This window comes from Massilia sp. BAP21 (genome assembly GCF_057801335.1).
In genome coordinates, this window is record NZ_CM173596.1 from 2,309,895 (window position 1) to 2,333,043 (window position 23,149).

Consider the following 23,149-nt stretch of genomic DNA (forward strand, 5'->3'; position numbering starts at 1 on the left):
TGCGGCAAACGCAACACCTGCATGGCTGTATCGGCAACACAGTTTAAATCGTAACACAGCAGTAGCCTGTCCTTTTCATCCGGCGGAACACGAAGAGACTTGAGGCCTTGTATGTGGCACGCCGCCACTGGCAATCCCTGAATTCTCATCCTTTCTGTCACTCACGGAGTGTCCATGCACTACTCATTTACTGAGAAGAAACGCATTCGCAAGTCGTTCGCGAAGCGCGCCAACGTTCACAACGTTCCATATCTTCTGGCTACCCAGCTCGAATCCTACGAGAACTTCCTGCAAGCAGACGGCGTGCCGTCGGCACGCAAGAACGAAGGCCTGCAATCGGCTTTCAGCTCGATCTTCCCGATCGTGTCGCACAACGGCTTCGCCCGTCTCGAATTCCTGTCCTACGTGCTGGGCGACCCTGCCTTCGACGTCAAGGAATGCCAGCAACGTGGCCTGACCTTCGCTTCCCCGCTGCGCGCCAAGGTGCGCCTGGTGATCCTGGACAAGGAATCGCCGACCAAGCCGGTCGTCAAGGAAATGAAAGAGCAGGAAGTGTACATGGGCGAACTGCCGCTCATGACCGCCAACGGTTCCTTCGTCATCAACGGCACCGAGCGCGTGATCGTTTCGCAGCTGCACCGTTCGCCGGGCGTGTTCTTCGAACACGACCGCGGCAAGACGCACTCGTCGGGCAAGCTGCTGTTCTCGGCCCGCATCATTCCTTACCGTGGCTCGTGGCTGGACTTCGAGTTCGACCCGAAAGACATCCTGTTCTTCCGCGTCGACCGCCGCCGCAAGATGCCGGTAACGATCCTGCTGAAGGCCATTGGCATGACGCCGGAACAGATCCTGGCGAACTTCTTCGTCTTCGACAATTTCAATCTCCGCTCCGAAGGCGGCGAGCTGGAGTTCGTGTCCGAACGCCTGCGCGGCGAAGTCGCGCGCTTCGACATCGTCGATCCGAAGTCGGGCAAGACCATCGTCACCAAGGACAAGCGCATCAATGCCAAGCATGTGCGCGACATCGAGGCCGCCGGCATCAAGTCGATCTCGGTGCCTGAAGACTACCTGGTCGGCCGCGTGCTGGCGACCAACGTCGTCGACGGCGACACCGGCGAAATCATCGCCAACGCCAACGACGAGCTGACCGACGAGCTGCTGGGCAAGCTGCGCGACGCCAGCATCGAATCGATCCAGACCCTGTACACGAACGACCTGGACCAGGGCGCCTACATCTCGACCACCCTGCGCACCGACGACACCGCCGACCAGATGGCTGCGCGCGTGGCGATCTACCGCATGATGCGTCCTGGCGAACCGCCAACCGAGGAATCGGTCGAAGCCCTGTTCAACGGCCTGTTCTACAGCCCGGAACGCTACGACCTGTCGGCTGTCGGCCGCATGAAGTTCAACCGCCGCATCGGCCGCGATGAACTGACCGGCGACATGACCCTGTCGAACGAAGACATCCTGTCCGTGATCAAGATCCTGGTCGAGCTGCGCAATGGCCGCGGCGAAGTCGACGATATCGATCACCTGGGTAACCGCCGCGTGCGTTGCGTCGGCGAACTGGCCGAAAACCAGTTCCGCGCCGGCCTGGTGCGTGTGGAACGCGCCGTCAAGGAACGCCTCGGCCAGGCCGAAGCGGACAACCTGATGCCGCACGATTTGATCAATTCCAAGCCGATTTCTGCTGCGATCCGTGAATTCTTCGGTTCGTCGCAGCTGTCGCAGTTCATGGACCAGACCAACCCGCTGTCGGAAATCACGCACAAGCGCCGTGTTTCCGCCCTCGGCCCTGGCGGCCTGACCCGCGAACGCGCCGGCTTCGAGGTGCGCGACGTGCACCCGACCCACTACGGCCGCGTCTGCCCGATCGAAACGCCTGAAGGCCCGAACATCGGCCTGATCAACTCGCTGGCCCTGTACGCCCGCCTGAACGAATACGGCTTCCTGGAAACCCCGTACCGCAAGGTCGAAGGTTCGAAAGTCACCGACAAGATCGACTACCTGTCGGCGATCGAAGAAGGCCGCTACATCATTGCCCAGGCCAACGCGAAGATCAACGAAGAAGGCCAGCTGATCGACGAACTGGTCTCGGCTCGCGAAGCCGGCGAAACCATCCTGGTCTCGCCAGAGCGCATCCAGTACATGGACGTGGCCCCAGGCCAGATCGTGTCGGTTGCAGCCTCGCTGATTCCGTTCCTCGAGCACGATGACGCGAACCGTGCACTGATGGGCGCCAACATGCAGCGCCAGGCCGTGCCTTGCCTGCGTCCTGAAAAGGCCGTCGTCGGTACCGGTATCGAGCGCACCGTCGCGGTCGACTCGGGCACCACCGTGCAAGCCGTCCGCGGCGGCGTGGTGGACTACATCGATGCAGGCCGTGTGGTGATTCGTGTCAACGACGACGAGGCGCAAGCCGGCGAAGTCGGTGTCGACATCTACAACCTGATCAAGTACACCCGTTCGAACCAGAACACCAACATCAACCAGCGTCCGATCGTGCAGGTTGGCGACCGCGTTGCCCGTGGCGACGTGATTGCCGACGGCGCATCGACCGACCTGGGCGAACTGGCCCTGGGCCAGAACATGCTGGTGGCCTTCATGCCGTGGAACGGCCTGAACTTCGAAGACTCGATCCTGATCTCGGAAAACGTGGTCAAGGACGACCGCTACACCTCGATCCACATCGAAGAGCTGTCGGTCGTTGCCCGTGATACCAAGCTGGGCGCGGAAGAAATCACCCGCGACATCTCGAACCTGGCCGAGAACCAGCTGGCTCGCCTGGATGAATCCGGCATCGTCTACATCGGCGCGGAAGTCACCGCCGGCGACGTGCTGGTCGGTAAGGTCACCCCGAAAGGCGAGACCCAGCTGACTCCGGAAGAGAAGCTGCTGCGCGCGATCTTCGGCGAAAAAGCGTCGGACGTGAAAGACACCTCGCTGCGTGTGCCTTCGGGCATGGTCGGCACCGTGATCGACGTGCAAGTGTTCACCCGCGAAGGCATCCAGCGCGACAAGCGCGCCCAGCAGATCATCGACGACGAGCTGAAGCGTTTCCGCCTGGACCTGAACGACCAGATGCGTATCGTGGAGGGCGACGCCTTCCAGCGTCTGGAGCGTATGCTGGTTGGTAAAGTCGTGAACGGCGGTCCGAAGAAGCTGGCGAAGGGCGCGGTCATCACGTCCGAATACCTGGCGGACCTGGACAAGTTCCACTGGTTCGACATCCGCCCTGCGGACGACGAATCGGCGAACGCACTGGAAGCGATCAAGGAATCGATCAACGAGAAGCGTCACCAGTACGACCTGGCCTTCGAAGAAAAGCGCAAGAAGCTGACCCAAGGCGACGAGCTGCAGCCTGGCGTGCAGAAGATGGTCAAGGTCTACCTGGCCGTCAAGCGCCGCCTGCAGTCGGGCGACAAGATGGCGGGCCGCCACGGTAACAAGGGTGTGGTCTCGCGTATCGTGCCGGTCGAAGACATGCCATTCATGGCCGATGGCCGTCCGGCAGACGTCGTGCTGAACCCGCTGGGCGTTCCGTCGCGTATGAACGTCGGCCAGATCCTGGAAACCCACCTCGGTTGGGCGGCCAAGGGCCTGGGCTGGCGCATCGGCGAAATGCTGGCAGCACAAGCGAAGGCGCAAGACCTGCGTACCTTCCTGGGCAAGATTTACAACGAAACCGGCCGCAAGGAAGACCTGGACAACTTCAGCGATGAAGAAATCCTGAGCCTGGCGCAAAACCTGAAGAACGGCGTGCCGTTCGCGACCCCGGTGTTCGACGGTGCGCACGAGGAAGATATCCGCCGCATGCTGGACCTGGCGTTCCCGGACGACATCGCTGCCCACCTGGGCATGACGCCGTCGAAGAACCAGGTCACGATGTACGACGGCCGCACCGGCGAAGCGTTCGAGCGCAAGGTCACGGTTGGCTTCATGCACATGCTGAAGCTGCACCACCTGGTCGACGACAAGATGCATGCCCGTTCGACCGGTCCGTACTCGCTGGTGACGCAGCAGCCGCTGGGCGGTAAAGCCCAGTTCGGTGGCCAGCGCTTCGGTGAGATGGAGGTGTGGGCACTGGAAGCCTACGGCGCGTCGTACGTGCTGCAGGAAATGCTGACTGTGAAGTCGGATGACGTGAATGGCCGTACCAAAGTGTACGAAAACCTGGTCAAAGGCGACCACGTGATCGACGCTGGCATGCCTGAATCGTTCAACGTGCTGGTCAAGGAAATCCGCTCGCTGGGTATCGATATCGACCTCGAGCGTAACTAAGAAGCAGACGAAAGGGCTTGTTTTACGAGCGGGAGTCCCCAACTACTCCCGTTCCCCTTTCAAAATGCCGCTTGGTTTGAGACGCGCTGTAGTCAGCGCGTTTCGCATTGAAATTTAGTCACCTCTGGAGTGATACATGAAAGCACTGCTCGATCTATTCAAGCAAGTACAGCAAAATGAAAGCTTCGACGCCATCAAGATTGGCCTGGCGTCGCCCGAAAAAATTCGTTCGTGGTCGTTCGGTGAAGTCAAGAAGCCCGAGACCATCAACTACCGTACCTTCAAGCCTGAGCGTGACGGCCTGTTCTGCGCCAAGATCTTTGGCCCGATCAAGGATTACGAATGCCTGTGCGGCAAGTACAAGCGCCTGAAGCACCGCGGCGTCATCTGCGAAAAGTGCGGCGTCGAAGTCACGCTCGCCAAGGTGCGCCGCGAGCGCATGGGCCACATCGAACTGGCCTCGCCAACCGCGCACATCTGGTTCCTGAAATCGCTGCCGTCGCGCCTGGGCATGGTCCTGGACATGACCCTGCGCGATATCGAACGCGTGCTGTACTTCGAAGCATATGTGGTCACCGATCCTGGCATGACCCCGCTGAAGAAGTGCCAGATCATGTCGGAAGACGATTACGCCGCCAAGTACGAAGAGTACGGCGACGACTTCACCGCCTACATGGGCGCCGAAGGTATCCGTGAACTGCTGCGCTCGATCGACATCCACCGCGATGCCGAAGCCCTGCGCGTGGAACTGAAGGAATCGAAATCCGAAGCCAAGATCAAGAAATACGCCAAGCGCCTGAAAGTGCTCGAGGCGTTCCAGCGTTCGGGCATCAAGCCTGACTGGATGATCATGGAAGTGCTCCCGGTCCTGCCGCCGGAGCTGCGTCCGCTCGTCCCGCTGGACGGCGGCCGTTTCGCGACCTCGGACCTGAACGACCTGTATCGCCGCGTCATCAACCGTAATAACCGCCTGAAGCGCCTGATGGAACTGCGCGCGCCGGAAATCATTACGCGTAACGAAAAGCGCATGCTGCAGGAAGCGGTCGACTCGCTGCTGGACAACGGCCGTCGCGGTAAAGCGATGACCGGCGCCAACAAGCGTCCGCTGAAGTCGCTGGCCGAGATGATCAAGGGTAAGGGCGGTCGTTTCCGTCAGAACTTGCTGGGCAAGCGCGTCGACTACTCGGGCCGTTCGGTCATCGTGGTCGGTCCGCAGCTGAAACTGCATCAGTGCGGCCTGCCGAAGCTGATGGCCCTGGAACTGTTCAAGCCGTTCATCTTCAACAAGCTCGAACTGATGGGTCTGGCCACGACCATCAAGGCGGCGAAGAAACTGGTCGAAATCCAGGAACCGGTGGTCTGGGACATCCTGGAAGACGTCATCAAAGAACACCCGGTCATGCTGAACCGTGCACCAACCCTGCACCGTCTCGGTATCCAGGCGTTCGAACCAGTCCTGATCGAAGGCAAGGCGATCCAGCTGCACCCGCTGGTCTGCGCGGCGTTCAACGCCGACTTCGACGGTGACCAGATGGCAGTCCACGTCCCGCTGTCGATCGAAGCACAGATGGAAGCCCGCACCCTGATGCTGGCTTCGAACAACATCCTGTTCCCGTCGAACGGCGAACCGTCGATCGTGCCGTCCCAGGATATCGTGCTGGGTCTGTACTACGCGACCCGCGAGGCGATCAACGCCAAGGGCGAAGGCATGATGTTCCCGGACGTGTCGGAAGTCATCCGCGCGTACGACAACAAGGAAGTCGAACTGGCGACCCGCATCACCGTGCGTATCGTCGAGTACCCACGCGTGGGCGGCACCGATGAGTTCGAGCGTACGGTCACCCGTTACGAGACGACCGTCGGCCGCGCCATCCTGTCGGAAATCCTGCCGAAGGGCCTGCCGTTCAGCGTGCTGAACCGCGCCCTGAAGAAGAAGGAAATCTCGAAGCTGATCAACACGTCGTTCCGCAAGTGCGGCCTGCGTGCCACCGTCGTCTTCGCCGACAAGCTGATGCAGTCGGGCTTCCGCCTGGCAACCCGCGCCGGTATCTCGATCGCTGTCGACGACATGCTGATCCCGGATGTCAAGAAGGGCATGATCGCGACCGCCGAAGCGGAAGTGAAGCAGATCGAGCAGCAGTACGCTTCGGGTCTGGTCACCGCCGGCGAGCGTTACAACAAGGTCGTCGACATCTGGGGCAAGACCTCGGACGAAGTCGGCAAGGCGATGATGGACCAGCTGAAAGTCGAGCCGGTCACCAAGCGCGACGGCACCGAAGGCACCCAGGAATCGTTCAACGCGATTTACATGATGGCCGACTCGGGCGCCCGTGGTTCGGCAGCCCAGATCCGCCAGCTGGCGGGTATGCGTGGCCTGATGGCGAAACCGGACGGTTCGATTATCGAAACGCCGATTACCGCGAACTTCCGCGAAGGCCTGAACGTGTTGCAGTACTTCATCTCGACCCACGGCGCTCGTAAAGGTCTGGCGGATACGGCACTGAAGACCGCGAACTCGGGTTACCTGACCCGCCGCCTGGTCGACGTGACCCAGGATCTGGTGGTCATCGAGGACGATTGCGGCACCACCAACGGCACGCACATGAAGGCGATGGTCGAAGGCGGTGAAGTCATCGAACCGCTGCGCGACCGTATCCTCGGCCGCGTGACCGGTACCGACGTCGTCAATCCGGAAACGCAGGCAACCCTGTTCGAAGCCGGCACGCTGCTGGACGAAGACATGGTCGAAGAGATCGAACGCGTCGGCATCGACGAAGTGAAGGTCCGCACCCCGCTGAACTGCGACACGCGCTACGGCCTGTGCGCCAAGTGCTACGGCCGTGACCTCGGCCGCGGCATGCTGGTCAACAGCGGCGAAGCAGTCGGCGTCGTGGCAGCACAGTCGATCGGTGAGCCGGGTACCCAGCTGACCATGCGTACCTTCCACATCGGTGGTGCGGCATCGCGTGCGGCAGTGGCCTCGTCGGTCGAAGCCAAGTCGAACGGCACGGTCCGCTTCACCGCGACCATGCGTTACGTCACCAACGGCAAGGGCGCCCAGATCGTCATTTCGCGTTCCGGCGAAGTGCTGATCACGGACGACCACGGCCGCGAGCGCGAGCGCCACAAGGTGCCGTACGGTGCGACCCTGATCGTCAAGGATGGCCTGACCGTGAAAGCCGGTACCGCCCTGGCAACCTGGGATCCGCTGACCCGTCCGATCATTACGGAATACGGCGGCACGATCCGCTTCGAGAACGTGGAAGAGGGCGTTACCGTCGCTCGCCAGGTCGACGAAGTGACCGGTCTGTCGACCCTGGTCGCGATCGATCCGAAGCGCCGCGGTTCGGGCAAAGTGCTGCGTCCGCAGGTCAAGCTGCTGAACGACGAGAACCAGGAAGTCAAGATCGCCGGCACCGAACACGCCGTGACGATCGGTTTCCAGGTTGGCGCACTGATCATGGTCAAGGATGGCCAGCAGGTATCGGTGGGTGAAGTGCTGGCACGTATCCCGACCGAATCGCAGAAGACCCGCGACATTACCGGTGGTCTGCCGCGCGTTGCCGAACTGTTCGAAGCACGTTCGCCGAAAGACGCGGGCATGCTGGCGGAAGTCACCGGTACGGTTGCCTTCGGTAAGGAAACCAAAGGTAAGCAGCGTCTGGAAATCACGGACATGGACGGCAACAAGCACGAGTTCCTGATTACCAAGGACAAGCAAGTGCTGGTGCACGACGGCCAGGTGGTGAACAAGGGCGAGATGATCGTGGACGGCCCGGCCGATCCGCAAGACATCCTGCGCCTGCTGGGTATCGAAGCACTGGCCCGCTACATCGTCGACGAAGTGCAGGACGTCTACCGTCTGCAGGGCGTGAAGATCAACGACAAGCACATCGAAGTGATTGTTCGTCAGATGCTGCGCCGCGTGCAGATCGTGGAAGCCGGCGACACCGACTACATCGTCGGCGAGCAGGTCGAGCGTTCGGAGCTGCTGGAAGAGAACGACCGTATGGATGCGGCAGGCAAACTGCCAGCGACCTACGAAAACGTGCTGCTGGGTATTACCAAGGCATCGCTGTCGACCGACTCCTTCATCTCGGCCGCATCGTTCCAGGAAACCACCCGCGTGCTGACCGAAGCGGCGATCATGGGCAAGCGCGACGGTCTGCGCGGCCTGAAAGAGAACGTCATCGTCGGCCGCCTGATTCCTGGCGGTACCGGTCTGGCATTCCACCGCGCCCGCAAGGAGAAGGAAGTGTGGGAAGCGGAAGAGCGTCAGGCGCTGCTGCAGCAGGAGAAGGCCAACATGGCTGCCGAGCTGCAGGCGATGGAAGATCAGGCGCAGGCGCAGACTACGGAGCATCACGGCGACGCGGAGTAATCGATCTGATTGCTGCGTGAGCGCTAGCGAAAACGGCACCCCGAGGGGTGCCGTTTTTTTTGCGGGGAAAGATTAAGGGATCAACAGCTTCCGCCGGAAATGCTTTGACCTGTTCTGAGATTGAAACCCAAGAAGCACCGGTATCCGCCACTCGGCGAATATGCGCACCAAATCCGTCCTTTCCTCCTTAATCGCTCCCCGTTCTCATCGCTACATTTTACTCCCCGGGCGTCCGGATAAAGCGAATCGAAAATCTCTTTCGCCGCTTTGCCCGTTACCTCGACAGCAAGTTTGCGGTCGTCCTTGCTTGGCGCCTGCTCATCACCGAGACTGCCAGAATAGATCGTGTACTCAGCAGTAAGAGGCTTCGCGGGTGCTGGGTAAACAGCCTTGTGCTGCGCACTGGCCGTAGAAAGTACGACGGCGCTCGCGCATTCCAGGAATAGACGGATGCTCATTTTTTCGCCGCCGTCATGCTGACGTGGAAGTGGTCGTCGTCGCCTTCCCATGGCTTCACGCCGGTTATCCGGATGTCATTGAACAGAATCGATCTGACCGATGGATGAGAGCGAAAGAAGGCATCGATTGCCATGGTCGTTGCTCCCTTTGAGATATGCACAAATAGTGATTCTCTCGGTCACGCTCGATTCGTGATTTGGCAAAGCGCAAGCAATTGCAGGAGGTCGACTCCTGCATGTCACAACCCTATTCGGAGGGAGGAGGCCAAAGCATGCATAATTGCCGAGTGTACATCCGACCGGTCCTCGCCCATGACACCTTCACGCATCATTCGCCCCGCACGCGCCGCCGATGCCGGTGCGATCTGCGCCATCTACCACCATTACATTGCCACTACCGCCATCAGCTTCGAGGAAGCGCCTGTGACCGCAGCTGACATGGCGCAGCGCATCGCGGCGGTTGCGGACGCCGATCTGCCCTGGCTGGTCATGCTCGAAGGCGAAACCCTGATCGGCTATGCCTACGCAACGAAATGGCGGGTCCGTGCGGCCTACCGGTATTCGGTCGAAAGCTCGATCTACATGGCGCCGGAAAGCGCCGGGCAGGGTGCGGGCCGCATGCTGTACGAGGCACTGCTGGCAGCGCTGCGTGAGCGCGGCCTGCACCTGGTCATTGGCGGAATCGCCCAGCCGAACGAAGCGAGCGTGCGCCTGCATGAGCGGCTGGGCTTTCAAAAGGTGGCGCATTTCAGCGAAGTCGGCCTGAAGTTCGGACGCTGGATCGATGTCGCCTACTGGCAGCTGAAACTGAATGGATGACATGAATAGAGCCGTCATCAAAGGCGGGATTGGCCAGTACCCGTCAATGCAGATAGGTACGTCTCTTCTCTAAATATGCATGGCGCCCGATAACTATTTATTCAGCATAAATCAGTAAATACAAAATGCAAGGCGGTTAAAAATAGGTTTTGCCATCAAAAAACTGCAGTGATAGCATCAATGGCCGTTATTTTGATGGCGCAGTTCATGAAATTCTATTCGCATACCTGTTCTACCTACTTGGAGAAGCGTAATGAATAAATTGAAGAAAACTGTTTTCGCTGCCGCTGTGGCCGCTGGCGTCATGGTCTCGTCCATGGGGCCAGCCTGGGCCCGTCCTACCTATGAAACCTGCCTGGCCATGCAAGAAGCTTGCTACGCAGGCGGCGACTGCGGCACCTTCCGCCGCCTGTGCAGCATCTACGGCCTGGATTAATCCGCAACGGCAGACTAGCCGCACAATCAGACTATAAAAAAGGGGAGGGATCATGAATTTCTTCAAGAAGGCAATCTTCTGCGTCGCCGTGGCATCGGGTGTCAGCCTGTCGACCATGGCGCCGGCATTTGCCTTGCCGAGCTTCGAATCGTGCGAAGACATGCGCATGATTTGCGAGGAAACCGGCGAGTGCACGACCTTCAAGTGTCTTTGCTGGGTCTATTACCCATAAGTCATTGCTTCAAGCCTTAAACAGCGATGGACCGGTACATGCCGGTCCATTTTGCTTCTAAAGTTTACGATCACTCACTTTATGGAGCGAGAGACATCGACAATGTTGAAAAGTGTACGATCCCTCACTTTATGTCATCCAAACGAGCTTTTGAGTAAAATGTGAGCGTAGGCTCACTTTTTAGGCTTTTTAGAAGCATGAATGCTAAAATGTGAGCGATGTATCACATTGAGGCCGACATGAGCACATCCGAAACCGTCTCGACCATGGCGCATCTTGGACAGTTGGTCCGACATGTACGTAAGGAACAAGGCCTAACGCAACTCGACGTTGCTGGATTGGCCGGCTTGAGCAACCGTTTCATCATCGATCTCGAACGCGGCAAAGAGACGTTGCAGGTACAAAAGGTATTCGATGTGCTGTCCCTCCTGGGACTGGAGCTGACGGCCAGAAGGAAATCGTGATGGCAATCCGGCTTCCCATTCCCCCTGCCTTATGGGTCTACGGTCCCGATGGCTTGATCGGGACCTTGCACAATACCGATCCACTGTCATTCAGCTACAGCGAAGAATGGTTGCGCAAGAGCGGCGCCGAAGCCATCCATCCCGACGTGCCGCTGCAAGCCGGAACCATTGATACCCCGTATATTGGCGCATTCTTTGAAAACCTCTTGCCGGAAGGCGAGCAGCGCACCGTGATTGGCTTGCGTGAACAGGTCAGCACGGTGTTCGGCATGCTGGCGCGCATCGGCGGTGAGAGTGCCGGCGCCTATACGCTGTTACTGGAAGGCGAGACGCCGCAGCCGCCCGTCTACCAGCCATTGAGCTGGGAGCAGGTAAAGGTTTTGGTGCATGCCGATGGCGCCCAGTCGGCCGAGCGCGAAGCCATCGAGCAAGCGGTGAAAGACATGCCCAAGCCGCGCATGTCGATGTCCGGCGCGCAGTTCAAGATACTGCTCTGTCTGGACGAACAGGGCATGCCGTCGCGTCCCCTGGGGAATGCTCCCGCCACCCATATCCTCAAGCCGGACATCGGGCGTCCTGACATCAAGACCTTCGCCTCGTCCGTCAACGAAACGATCGTGATGCGCGCGGCGGCGCTGTGCGGGCTGCCCACTGCGCGCGTTCATTACCAGCCGATTGCACAGGCCTGTCTCGTCGAGCGTTACGACCGGGTGCGCCAGCAGGATGGCTCCTTGCGCCGGCTGTGGCAAGCCGATTTGTGCCAGTTGCTGGGCGTGCAATCTGGAGCCAAATATGAACATGAAGGAGGACCAAGCTTCAAGGACTGCTACGAAAGACTGTCCCTCTCGGTCCAGCCTGCACCGGACCGGCGTAACCTGTTGCGCTGGCTATTTTTCAATTTGTGCGTCGGGAATAATGATTCCCATGCAAAGAACCTGTCTTTGCTGGCGACCCCGGGCGGGCTGCGCCTGGCGCCGTTCTACGACATGATGTGCACTCGCGTGTATGCCGGGCTGTCTCCACAGTTTGCATTCGATATCGCAGGCGAATCGGAACCCGGAAAACTCACGCAGGACCATCTGGTCGAACTTGCCAGGCAGCTCGGCATTGGGACGCGTTTTCTCCAGAAGCTGGCGGTCGACATGGCACGGCAGGTCGGTCCCAACATTGCCGCGGCCGCCGAAGAGATCAAGCCGCACCTGGCACACAAGGAGCGCATCATGGTGGAGCGGCTGGTGTTCAAAATCACGTCGATCTCGACCAGGCTTGGCAATCGCTTCCTGGGGCAAGAGCCGGGGCCTGACATGGCATCGGAGCAGGGCGCCGACCGGCCCGATCACTGACGTTCCGGCCGAGCGCTCCCGATTGCGCGAATCCTCTACACTCATGCGCGTTGTCTCGTTCAAATACTGTCCAATGAAAGGGAATGCCATGAAAGCTCAATGGATTGTCGCAGCGCTGCTGTGCTCCACTTATGCCGGCGCGGCCGTGCACGCCGCCGAAATGCGCGCGACGATGAATGCGGTGTCGGATGCCGGCGTCGGCAAGTCGACCGGCACGGTCACCATCAGCGAAACCAAATACGGGCTGGTGTTCACGCCGAAGCTGGACGGGCTGCCGCCGGGCGTGCATGGCTTCCACGTTCACGAGAACAAGAGCTGCGACACGAACCAGAAGGATGGCAAGCCGGTGCCGGCGGGTGCGGCGGGCGGGCACCTGGATACGACGGGCAGCAAGAAGCATGGGCTGCCGTGGGGCGATGGGCATATCGGGGATTTGCCGGCGCTGTATGTCGAGAGCTCGGGGGCGGCCATGAATCCGGTGCTGGCGCCGCGCCTGAAGCTGGCCGATGTGAAGGGCAAGGCGCTGATGGTGCATGCGGGTGGGGATAATCATGCGGATCATCCGGCGCCGTTGGGTGGTGGCGGGGCGAGGATTGTTTGCGGGATTATTGAGTGAAATAAAATTTCATTTACCGCATGGGGTGAAAGAATATTTCACCGCAGATAGGTATTGCGAAGCGTGCCATTTGCATACGCCGTACCGCGTGGGCACAGGTGCCCACCCTACAAAAGCGAAACGCCCGGTCAGCGATGATCGGGCGTTTTTGATTACGGCGCGGTGGGTACGAGTACCCACCCTACAAATGCCCGGCCAGTTCAATGGCCGGGGTTTGCGATTACTTGGCGACGGCGCGGATCTTGCCGAAGGCGTCGCCGGCTTTCCAGGCTGGCATCTTTGGGCTGTCGGCGATCATGCGGCCGAGGTTCAGCGTGAACTGGGCCTGCTGCACCATGCCTGCCAAGTCCCAGCTCGGGTCGTATTCGTCGCTCACCTGGTGGTAGCGCGCGCGGTAGGCCTTGGCCTTGGCGTTGTTCGCTTCCACGTTCGACACCCAGGCGCTGCCGCCGCCGACCGAGAAGGCGGGGATGCCGGCTTTCGCGAAGCTGAAGTGGTCGCTGCGGAAGTAGCCGCCGGCCAGGTCCGGCTTGGCCGGGGCGATCACCAGGCCCATCGCTTTCGCGGTGGCGGCAGCCATCGCGCCCAGTTCGGTGCGCTCGCTGCCCTGCACGCCGATGTCTTTCGCGGCGCCGACGAAGTTCAGGCTGTCGAGGTTGAGGTTGGCGGCGGTTTTATCCGCCGGCCACAGCGGCTTGGCGGCGTAGGCGGCGCTGCCCAGCAGGCCCTGTTCTTCGGCGGCCACCCACAGGAACATCTGCGAACGCTTGGCCGGATGGCGCACGGCTTCCTGCGCCATTGCCAACAGGCCCGCGGTGCCGGAGGCGTTGTCGACGGCGCCGTTGAAGATGGTGTCGCCTTCGGTCCCTTGCTTGCCCATGTGGTCCCAATGGGCGCTGTAGATGACGACTTCGTCCTTCAGCTTTGGATCGGTGCCGGGCACGATGCCGGCCACGTTGTATTCGTTCAGCGTACGCACGGCGGCGCGCGCTTCGCCTTTCACGCGTGCGTTCAGCGTGACCGGCTTGAAGGATTTATCCTCGGCGGCGGCGCGCAGCTTATCGAGGTCCTGGCCGGCAGCCGTGAACAGTTTGCGCGCGGCGGCGTCGGTCATCCAGCCCTGCATGCCGGTGCCGAGGTCGGCGTCGGCCAGCTGGAAGCGCTCGGCGGCGGCCCAGCTGTTCTGCACCACGCTCCAGCCGTAGGAGGCCGAGGCGTCGGTGTGGATCAGGATCACGCCGGCCGCGCCCTGGCGCGCCGCTTCGGCCAGTTTATAGGTCCAGCGGCCGTAGTAGGTCAGGCCGGCGCCGTTGAAGCGCTTCGGCTCGGCGGCGGTGGGGGCCGGGTCGTTGACCATCATGACCAGCACCTTGCCCTTGGCATCCAGGCCCTTGAAGTCGTCCCAGCCTTCTTCCGGCGCGGTGATGCCGTAGCCGACGAAGACCAGTTCCGCATCCATGGTGTGGTCGGGCTTGGCATCGCCCGGCGCCCACACCCAGTCGGCGCCGAAGCTCAAGGGCAGGGCCTGGCCGTTAGCGATTACGCCGACATTGCTCTTTTCCGGCAGCGGACGCACGCCCGCGATCTTCACTTCCTGGCGGTAGCTGTTGCCGTTGGCCGGCTTCAGGCCGGCGGCCATTGCCTGGCTTTCGAGATAGGTAACGGTCAGTTCGCCGCCGCGCTGGCCGGTGCCGCGGCCTTCCATGGCGTCGGATGCGAGGAAGGCCAGGTGGCCGCGCAGCGGTGCTTCCTGGACGGTGGCGGCTTGCGCCTTGTTGGCCGCGTAGGCGGGGAAGGCGAGCGCCAGGCTGCTGGCGAGGGCGGTAACGACAACGGAGGAGACGATCTTGTGCATGGAATCCTGCTGCGATAGTTAATGGGAAGTGCCGCAGCATTGTAGAGCACTCCCTAGTAAAACCACAGCATGTCCGCCGCCACCGAGGTGCCGCTGCCCGGAATCAGGGCCGGCGTATGCGCTGGCCGCGGCGGCAGCAGGTGCTCGGGCAGCCCGGGCACGATCTCCTTTACCTGCACGCCGAAGATCGGGTCGGCCTTCACGCGGATATGAAAGTGCAGCGTCTCGTCCTCCATGCCATACGCGATGATCTTCAGGGTCTTGGCTTCCTTGTCCAGCAGCGTGCGCCCGTTCATGGTGGCGCGCAGCACGCGCGCGTTGATCACGTCCAGCCGGATCTCGGGCGCGCGGTTCTTCGAGGCCAGCGTGAAGTCGGCATGGCGGTCTGGCGCCTTGCCGTTTCTGAGCACCCGGATGAACGGGAATTCGAGTCCCTTGCGCGGCGCCCAGGCATACCACTGTTCCGGCTCGCTCCAGCCGAACACGCTGACGAAATAATGCGGCCGCGTGAGGTTGGCGAACAGGGTGCGCTCCCAGTCGTCGAGCGGGCCGGCGGGTTTCAGCCAGTAGGCATCCCAGCTCGGCATGTCCCTGTAGTACACGAGATTGTTGGCGCGCATCGAGGGCGCTTCGCGCGTTTCGTCGGCGCTGCCAGCCAGGGCCAGTCCGCCCAGCCCGAACAGCAGCAGGGTGCGCGCCACGTAGCGCCGCGCCTGCGCCGCCAGCAACAAGGTGGACACGCCCAGCAGCAGCGCCAGCATCGCTACCGGCAGGTTCATGCGCTGCGGCGAGAGCACCAGGAAGCTGTCGCGCAGCGCCGCCGGCACCAGCACCACGGCCGGCGCCACGCCCAGCACCAGCAGGGCCAGGCGCGCGGCCGGCGGCCAGGCCTGCACGCGCTCCGCATGCAGGCCGGCGCAGCAGGCCAGGGCCGCCAGCAGCGGCCAGGCAAGCAGGTAGCTGGCGCCGGGCGCGAGCCAGCTGGCCAGCAGCAGCACGGCCGTCAATGCGCCGAGCGCGGCCAGCGCCGCCGCCATGGCGCCGGTATGGCGCTGCAGCCAGCGCTGGGCGAGCAGGTAAAAGGCCGCCGCCAGCGCGGAGACGCCCAGCAGGTAGGCCAGCGCTTGCCGCGGCGCGGCCGGATTCCAGGCGCGGTGCAGCGCGGGCACGTGCATCCACAGCTGCCAGGCGCCGATGCCCAGCAGCACCGCAAGCGCCGGCACCACGAACGCCGCCTGCACGAAGGGTGTGTAGCGCATGCCCGCCTGCCGCCAGGCCAGGCGGCCCGCGCCCGCCAGCAGCAGGCAGTTAAAAAAAGCGAGCGGCCAGGCCAGGGTGGCGCTGTAGTGCACGGTGGCGCCGAAGGGCAGGTCGAAGTACACCTGGCCACCGCCATTGCCATCAATGCGTGGGTCGAGCCGCGCCTGCCCGAAGTGATGCACCAGGCGCAGCATTGCACTGCCCATGTGCTGCAGCGTGGCCGGCTGCAGGCGCGCCAGCGTATCCAGTTCGCCCGCGCGGTCCAGCGGCAAGCCGGTGTTTGCAAACTGCAGCACCGGCACCCCGAGCCTGTCGAGCGCGCCGATGCGCAGCGTGCCCGGCGCCAGCTGGTGGACCTCGTGCATCAGCGACGAACCGCGCACGTCGGGCACGGCGCGGCGCCAGCCGGCGATGGCCGCGCTGTTGGCATTGCGCGTGTTGTAGAGGATGAGCGGCCCGCCGCTACCGCCGCCATCGAAGCGCAGCGCCAGGCCCACCTCGCGTGCCCACGGGTGCTGTTCGGCGAAGGCCTGCATGCCCAGGCTGCCGGCGCGTTCGCCATCGGCGAACAGCACGATCACGTCGTTGGCCGGCGCCGGCCCGTGGCGCAGGGCGCGCAGCATCTCCAGGCTGGCTGCCACCGGCATGCCGCCGCGCGCCACGCCCAGGCTGCCGCGCTCGCTGTCGTAGTACACCGCCAGCAGCAGGGCAGGGCGCGGGTGGCCAGCGTTGCTGCCGCCTGTGCCCTGGACGCGCACCAGCACGTTGTGCACCACGCCGACGATGGCCTCGTAGTTGGCGTTGTAGTCGACGTAGTTCTTCTGCACCACGGCGCGCTGTACCTGCGGCGCATAGCCCAGCGCCTGCAGCTGCCCCACGATGTGCTCGCGCGCGCGGCGGTTGGCGCTGCTTGCGATCGGGCGCGGCGTTTGCGTCATGGCGGCCAGCTGGTCGAGGGCGCGCGCGGCCGAGAAGCGCTGCGCCGGCGCATCGCGTGCGAGCGGCTGCTGCTGTTGCTGGCGCTCGGGCGCGCCGTGGTCGCGCAGCGCCAGCCAGGCCAGCAGCGCAAGGAACAGGAAGGCGATGAGGCCGGCCAGGGCGCCGTGGCCGGTGCGCCGCCGTTTGTGCTCGTGTGCATGTGCGGGCGCGTGCTCGTGTACGTGATCGGACATCATCCAGGCTTCCAGAAAAAGGCGAAAAATGGCGCAAAAAAAGCCCGCCAGGCTGAGGAGTGGCGGGCAAAGAGGGGAGAACCGGTTCAGTCGCCCAGGGTCCAGACAAAGGCCATCTGCCCCCATCCGGCCTCGGGCACGCCGTTGTTGGTGGCGGGCTTGAACTGGCACATGCTCAGGGCGTTCAGGGCGGCCTTGTCGAGGTCGCGCGAACCGCTGCTCTTCTGCACCCGGGCATTCGCCACGCGGCCATCGGTGCCGATCAGGAGGGCCAGGACCACGGTGCCGCTGTCGCCGTTGCGGGCGGCGCGCGCCGGATAGGCGGGCGTCGCGCAGCCGCTGGCTTCGGCCAGGGCGATGGTCCGCACCGCACCGCTTGTGCCACTTCCCGTGCCGCTGCCCGTGCCGCTGCTCGACGAGGCGGCCGGCGGCTGGTCCGTGACCCCGGTTTGCGCGGGCGGCTGCGGCGTCGGGTCGGTCTCGAAGATGGTGCGCACCGGGTTCTCGACCGGCGGTGGCGCGATCTCGACCTCGACCTTCGGCACCACGATGTCGGGCGGCGCAAGACGCTGCACCGGCGTGGGCGGGTCGGGCGGTACGGGCGGCGGATCGATCGGCTTCGGTGTGAAGACCGTGACCGCATCGGGCAGCCTGGGCAGCGAGAGCACCCTCCCGTTCATCATGTTGACGACCCCAATCGCGATCAGGGCGTGCAGCCCGGCGACGAGGGCAAACTTGCCGGCCTTGTTGCCGTTATCGTGATACGCGGGTGAGAAATGCATGATGTTCTCCTCAAGGAAAGAATATCGAACTGCCATCTGTTGGAAGTAATATATGCCATCAAATGGCAATCAGTAAAGCGATTTGTCAGCAGCGGTGTGCCTGCGGACCTAACCCGGGGCGACCGGCTCGCTTCGCCCCGCGTTGTATGGAATAATCAAGCTGCAGAGCGCTGTTGTTCTGCCCATTGGCAGACGCCGCTACCACCTTCTGGCAAGCGGTCGGCTGCAAAACCGAGGGAGAAACCAGGTGAAAACCAAAGCAATCCGCGTCATGCTGGCCGACGACCACCCGATCGTGATGACCGGCTTCGCCATGTCGCTGGCAGCCGAAGGCATGGAAGTGGTGGGGCAGGCGCGTACGCCGGATGAAGCGATCGGCCTGTATGCCGAGTGCAAGCCGGACGTGGTGATCCTCGACATCCGCTTCGGCACCGAACTCACCGGCCTGGATGCGGCCCAGCAGATCCTGAAGGCCGATTCGCATGCGAAGGTGGTCTTCCTCAGCCAGTTCGACCAGGACAGCCTGATCAAGGAAACCTACCGCATCGGCGCCCATGCCTTTGTCACCAAGGATTGCGACCCTGCCGACCTGGCCGCCGCCGTACGCCAGGCGCATGCGGGCAAGCTCTACTTCCCGCCGCAGATCGCCGAGCGCCTGGCCAGCATCGCCGTGCGCGGCGACGTGTCGCCGCAGTCGCAGCTCGACGAGCGCGGCCTGGAGATCTTCAAGATGATGGCCGAGGGCCTGACGAACGCCGAGATCGCCGAGCGCCTGAACCTGTCGACCAAGACCATCAGCAATACCAGCCAGTCGATCAAGGAAAAGCTGGGCGTGGAGCGCCAGGCCCACATTACCCGCCTGGCCGTGAAGTACGGCCTGATCGAGCCCTGAGCCGCGATGCGCCGCGTCGCGCATTCCCTGCGCAGGCTGCTGGCAAGCCTGGCCCTCGGGTTGGCCAGCTCCATGGCCGCCTGCACCGCCACGGCCGCGCCGCCGGATAAAACCCAGGGCTACCGCTTCGAGATCGTCACCGGCGACGACAGCGCCGTCAGCGCGCGCATCGCCGAAGACCTGTACAAGCGCCTGGTGCCGACCTTTGCCGCCTTCCGCACCGAGCTGGCGCAGAACCGGCGCATGGTGACGATTGCCATCGGCCCGGATGCACTGCGCCAGGCGGTGGCGCGCCGCTGCGACTGCATCGTGATTGCGGCGTTCACGTCGAGCCAGGTGTGGCGCTCGGTCGTCGGCACCCTGCCGCCCGCGCGCGCCGCCTTGAACACGGCGGTGTATGCCGAGCCGGCGCCGCTCGACCAGCTGCAGCTGGCCAGCCTGCTGTACCGGCGCCCGGTGCGGGTGGCGGCCATCGTCGGCCAGGATGCGGACGTTTTCGTCCACGCCCTGCAGGGCAAGGTTGACCTGGTGCGCGCGGCGCCGGATGATGACATCGGCGAATTGCTGGGCCGGATCGGCCGCAGCGAAGCGCTGCTGGCGCTGCCGGACAGCGCGGTCTATAACCCCGAAAACGTGCGCAGCATCCTGCTGGCCACCTACCGCCGCAAGCAGGCGGTGATCGGGTTTTCGGGCGACATGGTGAAGGTGGGGGCGCTGGCCACCACCTATTCCGACATCGAGGACATCAACGCCCAGGTGGCCGAAGTGGCGGCCGCCTTTGTCGCCAGCGGCGCGCTGCCCGCGCCGCAGTTCCCGCGCTACTTCCACACCACGATCAACGAAGGCGTGGCGCGTTCGCTCGACATCGTGGTCGGCAAGGACGCACGCGCTTTCGCCAGGCCGCGGCCATGAGACTCCGGCGCATTGTCCAGCCCTGGCGCAGCTGGAGCATCGGCCTGCGCATGGCCTTCATCACCATGCTGCCGGTCGCCTTCCTGTTCACTTCCTTCCTCTGGTATTCCTGGTACGCGCACCGGGCCCAGGTGGCCGAGGAACTGGCCGAGCGCGGCCGCATCCTGGCGCGCGCGCTGGCCGAGACCAGCGAATACAACGTGATCTCCGGCAACCTCACCGACCTGCGCCTGACCATCAACGGCCTGGTGCAGTCCGACAAAAGCATCTACCGCATCGACGTGGTCGACGCCACGGGCAAGCGCGCCGTGCGCGTGACCTCCGAGAGCGCGGCGGACGCCGAGCCGCATTACTACGAAGCGCCGATCCGCAAGCAGGTGGTGTGGATCAACCTGTTCACCGACAACGGCATCCCGCACGTCTCGGCCTCCAGCGACACGCGCCCGCCGACGCTGACCACCGAAGTGGTGGGCGCGGTGCGCGTGACCATGTCGCCGGCGAACATGCTGGCCAAGCAGCAGCGCCGCTTCCAGGTGGAGGTGGCGATGGCGGCGCTGGCGCTGGCGGCCAGCGGCGTGCTGGCTTGGGTGCTGGCGCGCTCGCTGATCCTGCCGCTGCGCGACGCGATCGGCGCCCTGCGCGAGATCCGCGGCGGGAACTACCGCATCGCGCTGCCGGTGACGACCGGCGGCGAGGTCGGCGAGCTGCAAGGCTCGATCGGCGAGATGTCGGTGGCGCTCGACCAGTCCAAGCAGGACCTGGAAAACAAGGTGGCGGCGCGCACGCAAGACCTGCTCGAATCGCGCAACGAGGCACTGCGCGCCGACGCCGACAAGCGCAAACTCATCCAGAAGGTGAACAGCATCATCGAGGACGAGCGCAAGAGCATCGCGGTCGAGATCCACGACGAACTGAATGCCTCGCTGATCGCGGTGCGGCTGGAAGCGCAGAGCATCGCCACGCTGGCCGGCAGGGCCAGCACAGCACCGACCGGCGCCGAGGTCGAGGAGATCCGCAACAAGGCGCAGGCCATCACCAAGCTGGCGCTCGATTTGTACGCCAACGGCCGGCGCCTGGTGCGGCGCCTGCGGCCCGAGGTGCTCGACATGCTGGGCCTGCACGGCGCCGTGGAAGAGATGCTGCGCCACTACGACAGCGGCTCCGGCTGCCGCTTCGCCTTCCACTCCGAAGGCGACTTCTCGCGCCTGGGCAACGAGCTGGCGATTTCCGCCTACCGCATCGTGCAGGAAGCGCTGTCGAACGTGATGAAGCATGCCGGCGCCAGCTTCGCCCAGGTCAGCCTGGTGCTCGACGAAGACGAGAATGTGCTACGCATCGCGGTCGAGGACGATGGCCAGGGCTTCGAGCCGGCCCTCAGTTCCGAAGGCATCGGCATCATCGGCATGCGCGAACGGGTGTACGCGCTGCGCGGTGCGATCGCCGTGCGCTCGGCGCCGCAGCGCGGCACCACCGTTGCCATCACCCTGCCACTTTCCGCCGCCAGTGCTGTATCGTAGCGGCTCGATTTTCTCTCCTTGCCGGAACCTCCCATGTCGAACGAAATGAAGACGCCCTACGAACTGGGCAACCAGAACCAGACCACCACCTGGAGCGACTGCGTCGCCTGGTACGAAGCGCTGGCGCGCCGCTACCCGAGCGTGCTGCGCTTCGGCGTGATCGGCACGTCCGACGCCGGCCTGCCGATCCACGCCGGCGTGGTCAGTGCCGACGGCGTGTTCGGGCGCGAGCAGATCAAAGGGAGCGGGCGCCCGGTCTTCTTCAACAACAACGGCATCCACCCGGGCGAACCCGAAGGCGTGGATGGCTGCATGGCGCTGGTGCGCGACTTCTGCACCCAGCCGGCGCGCCTGGCGGCCCTCGGCGAGACCGTGTTCATCTTCATCCCGCTGTACAACGTGGACGGCAGCATCAACCGCGCCAACACCTCGCGCGTGAACCAGGACGGCCCAGAACAGTTCGGCTTCCGCGGCAACAGCCGCCACCTCGACCTGAACCGCGACTTCGTCAAGTGCGACACCCTGACCGCCCAGGTCTTCAACCGCTTCTTCACGTCCTGGGACCCGGACGTGATGGTCGACACCCATACCTCGAACGGCGCCGACTACAGCTACACCATGACCCTGATCCACACCCAGCCCGACAAGCTGGGCGGAGAACTGGGCGGCTTCCTGCGCGACACCATGCTGCCGGCGCTGTACGCCGACATGGCGCAGCGCGGCTGGCCGACCTGCCCCTACGTGAATCCGGTGCAGGACAGCCCGGACCACGGCATCGCCGACTTCCTGGAAACCGCGCGCTTCTCGACCGGCTACGCGGCCCTGCACCACACCATCGGTTTCATGCCCGAGACCCACATGCTGAAACCCTTCAAGGACCGCTACGAATCGATGCGCGCCCTGGTTGAGAGCGCGCTCGACTTCACGGTGCAAAACGCTGCGCAGATCCAGGCCCTGCGCCGCGCCGCCAAGGCCCTGGGGCGCACGCGCGCCGAATGGCCGATCCACTGGACCATGGACGACGCCAACCCGGGCAGCTTCCGCTTCAAGGGCTACGAAGCCAAATACAAGCCGAGCGTCCTGGGCGGCTACACGCGCCTGCACTATGACCGCAACAGCCCCTGGGAACGCGACATCGCCTGGTACAACCGCTTCAACGCCGACATCACCGTGCCCGCACCGAAGGCCTACGTGATCCCGCAAGCCTGGCGCGAAGCAATCGAGCGCCTGCAGCTGAACGGCGTGCACATGGAGCGCGTCGCAGCCGACCGCATGGAAGAGGTGGACTACTACCACATCGTCTCGGTGGCATCGCGCCCCAGCGCCTACGAGGGCCACATGTTCCACGACGACGTACAGCTGGAAAAGCGCCGTGCCCAGGTACTGCTGCGCGCCGGCGACCATATCGTCCCGCTCAACCAGGACACCGCCCGCTACATCGTCGAGACCCTGGAGCCCCTGGCCCACGACAGCTTCTTCCGCTGGGGCTTCTTCAACAGCGTGCTGGAAAAGAAGGAAGCCTATTCCGACTACGTGTTCGAAGACGAAGCCGAACAGCTGCTACTGGACGAACCCGAACTGGCATCGAAGTTCACCGAATGGAAAGCCGCAAATCCCGGCCTGCTGTCGAACCAGGAAGCCGTGCTCGACTTCATCTTCGCCAACTGCGCCAAGTACCGCGAACCCGAATGGCGCCGCTACCCCGTTTTCATGATCGCCTGAGACT

General features: G+C 63.3%; 16 protein-coding genes. 12 read left to right on the forward strand and 4 right to left on the reverse strand.

The genetic code is table 11. The annotated features are described in order from the left end of the window. Window positions 1-174: 174 nt before the first annotated feature. Together rpoB and rpoC are read left to right on the forward strand one after the other, a co-directional pair. Window positions 175-4,284: a DNA-directed RNA polymerase subunit beta gene (gene rpoB / locus ACWYRN_RS10210; protein ID WP_229435982.1), complete on the forward strand. Its 4,110-nt coding sequence runs from the start codon at window positions 175-177 to the stop codon at window positions 4,282-4,284. Between the two features lie 136 nt (window positions 4,285-4,420). Beyond that, a complete protein-coding gene (gene rpoC, locus ACWYRN_RS10215; RefSeq protein ID WP_488692266.1) occupies window positions 4,421-8,665 on the forward strand; it encodes a DNA-directed RNA polymerase subunit beta' in 4,245 nt (1,414 codons plus the stop codon). A gap of 454 nt (window positions 8,666-9,119) precedes the next feature. On the opposite strand, the gene ACWYRN_RS10220 is transcribed toward rpoC, so the two are convergent. Further along, complete coding sequence (locus ACWYRN_RS10220) at window positions 9,120-9,257, reverse strand: hypothetical protein (protein ID WP_488692267.1); 138 nt, start codon at window positions 9,255-9,257, stop codon at window positions 9,120-9,122. 178 nt (window positions 9,258-9,435) lie between these two features. Between ACWYRN_RS10220 and ACWYRN_RS10225 the strand changes: the two genes are divergently transcribed. From ACWYRN_RS10225 to sodC, 6 genes are all read left to right on the forward strand, one after another. Further along, complete coding sequence (locus ACWYRN_RS10225) at window positions 9,436-9,942, forward strand: arsinothricin resistance N-acetyltransferase ArsN1 family B (protein ID WP_488692268.1); 507 nt, start codon at window positions 9,436-9,438, stop codon at window positions 9,940-9,942. A 253-nt stretch (window positions 9,943-10,195) separates the two neighbouring features. Continuing rightward, window positions 10,196-10,378 (forward strand): hypothetical protein, encoded by a 183-nt coding sequence (locus ACWYRN_RS10230; RefSeq protein ID WP_229435979.1) that lies wholly within the window; start codon window positions 10,196-10,198, stop codon window positions 10,376-10,378. Between the two features lie 52 nt (window positions 10,379-10,430). Then, on the forward strand, window positions 10,431-10,610 hold the full coding sequence (locus ACWYRN_RS10235) for a hypothetical protein (protein WP_488692270.1): 180 nt from the start codon (window positions 10,431-10,433) through the stop codon (window positions 10,608-10,610). A gap of 239 nt (window positions 10,611-10,849) precedes the next feature. Further along, window positions 10,850-11,074, forward strand: coding sequence for a type II toxin-antitoxin system Y4mF family antitoxin (locus ACWYRN_RS10240; RefSeq protein WP_488692271.1), 225 nt, complete (start codon window positions 10,850-10,852; stop codon window positions 11,072-11,074). Then, complete coding sequence (locus tag ACWYRN_RS10245; protein ID WP_488692273.1) at window positions 11,074-12,417, forward strand: type II toxin-antitoxin system HipA family toxin; 1,344 nt, start codon at window positions 11,074-11,076, stop codon at window positions 12,415-12,417. The genes ACWYRN_RS10240 and ACWYRN_RS10245 overlap by 1 nt, the downstream gene beginning before the upstream one ends. A gap of 88 nt (window positions 12,418-12,505) precedes the next feature. Further along, window positions 12,506-13,033: a superoxide dismutase family protein gene (sodC, locus tag ACWYRN_RS10250; RefSeq protein WP_229435975.1), complete on the forward strand. Its 528-nt coding sequence runs from the start codon at window positions 12,506-12,508 to the stop codon at window positions 13,031-13,033. A gap of 220 nt (window positions 13,034-13,253) precedes the next feature. On the opposite strand, the gene ACWYRN_RS10255 is transcribed toward sodC, so the two are convergent. The 3 genes from ACWYRN_RS10255 to ACWYRN_RS10265 form a co-directional block, all read right to left on the reverse strand. Then, window positions 13,254-14,888 carry a M28 family peptidase gene (locus tag ACWYRN_RS10255; protein WP_488692274.1) on the reverse strand — a complete coding sequence of 545 codons (1,635 nt, stop codon included), beginning with the start codon at window positions 14,886-14,888 and terminating at the stop codon, window positions 13,254-13,256. 53 nt (window positions 14,889-14,941) lie between these two features. Beyond that, a complete protein-coding gene (locus tag ACWYRN_RS10260; protein WP_488692275.1) occupies window positions 14,942-17,320 on the reverse strand; it encodes a M28 family peptidase in 2,379 nt (792 codons plus the stop codon). A gap of 86 nt (window positions 17,321-17,406) precedes the next feature. Next, on the reverse strand, window positions 17,407-18,102 hold the full coding sequence (locus ACWYRN_RS10265) for an energy transducer TonB (protein WP_488692276.1): 696 nt from the start codon (window positions 18,100-18,102) through the stop codon (window positions 17,407-17,409). A 247-nt stretch (window positions 18,103-18,349) separates the two neighbouring features. Between ACWYRN_RS10265 and ACWYRN_RS10270 the strand changes: the two genes are divergently transcribed. From ACWYRN_RS10270 to ACWYRN_RS10285, 4 genes are read left to right on the forward strand one after another with little or no spacing between them, the layout of a single operon-like run. Further along, complete coding sequence (locus ACWYRN_RS10270) at window positions 18,350-18,994, forward strand: response regulator (protein ID WP_488692278.1); 645 nt, start codon at window positions 18,350-18,352, stop codon at window positions 18,992-18,994. 6 nt (window positions 18,995-19,000) lie between these two features. Beyond that, window positions 19,001-19,906 (forward strand): hypothetical protein, encoded by a 906-nt coding sequence (locus tag ACWYRN_RS10275; protein WP_488692279.1) that lies wholly within the window; start codon window positions 19,001-19,003, stop codon window positions 19,904-19,906. Continuing rightward, complete coding sequence (locus ACWYRN_RS10280) at window positions 19,903-21,423, forward strand: sensor histidine kinase (RefSeq protein ID WP_488692280.1); 1,521 nt, start codon at window positions 19,903-19,905, stop codon at window positions 21,421-21,423. Before ACWYRN_RS10275 ends, ACWYRN_RS10280 begins: the two co-directional genes overlap by 4 nt. Window positions 21,424-21,456: 33 nt before the next feature. Next, the gene (locus tag ACWYRN_RS10285) at window positions 21,457-23,145 is read left to right on the forward strand and encodes a M14 family zinc carboxypeptidase (protein ID WP_488692281.1); all 1,689 of its coding nucleotides are present in this window, start codon (window positions 21,457-21,459) and stop codon (window positions 23,143-23,145) included. The last annotated feature ends 4 nt before the right edge of the window (window positions 23,146-23,149 follow it).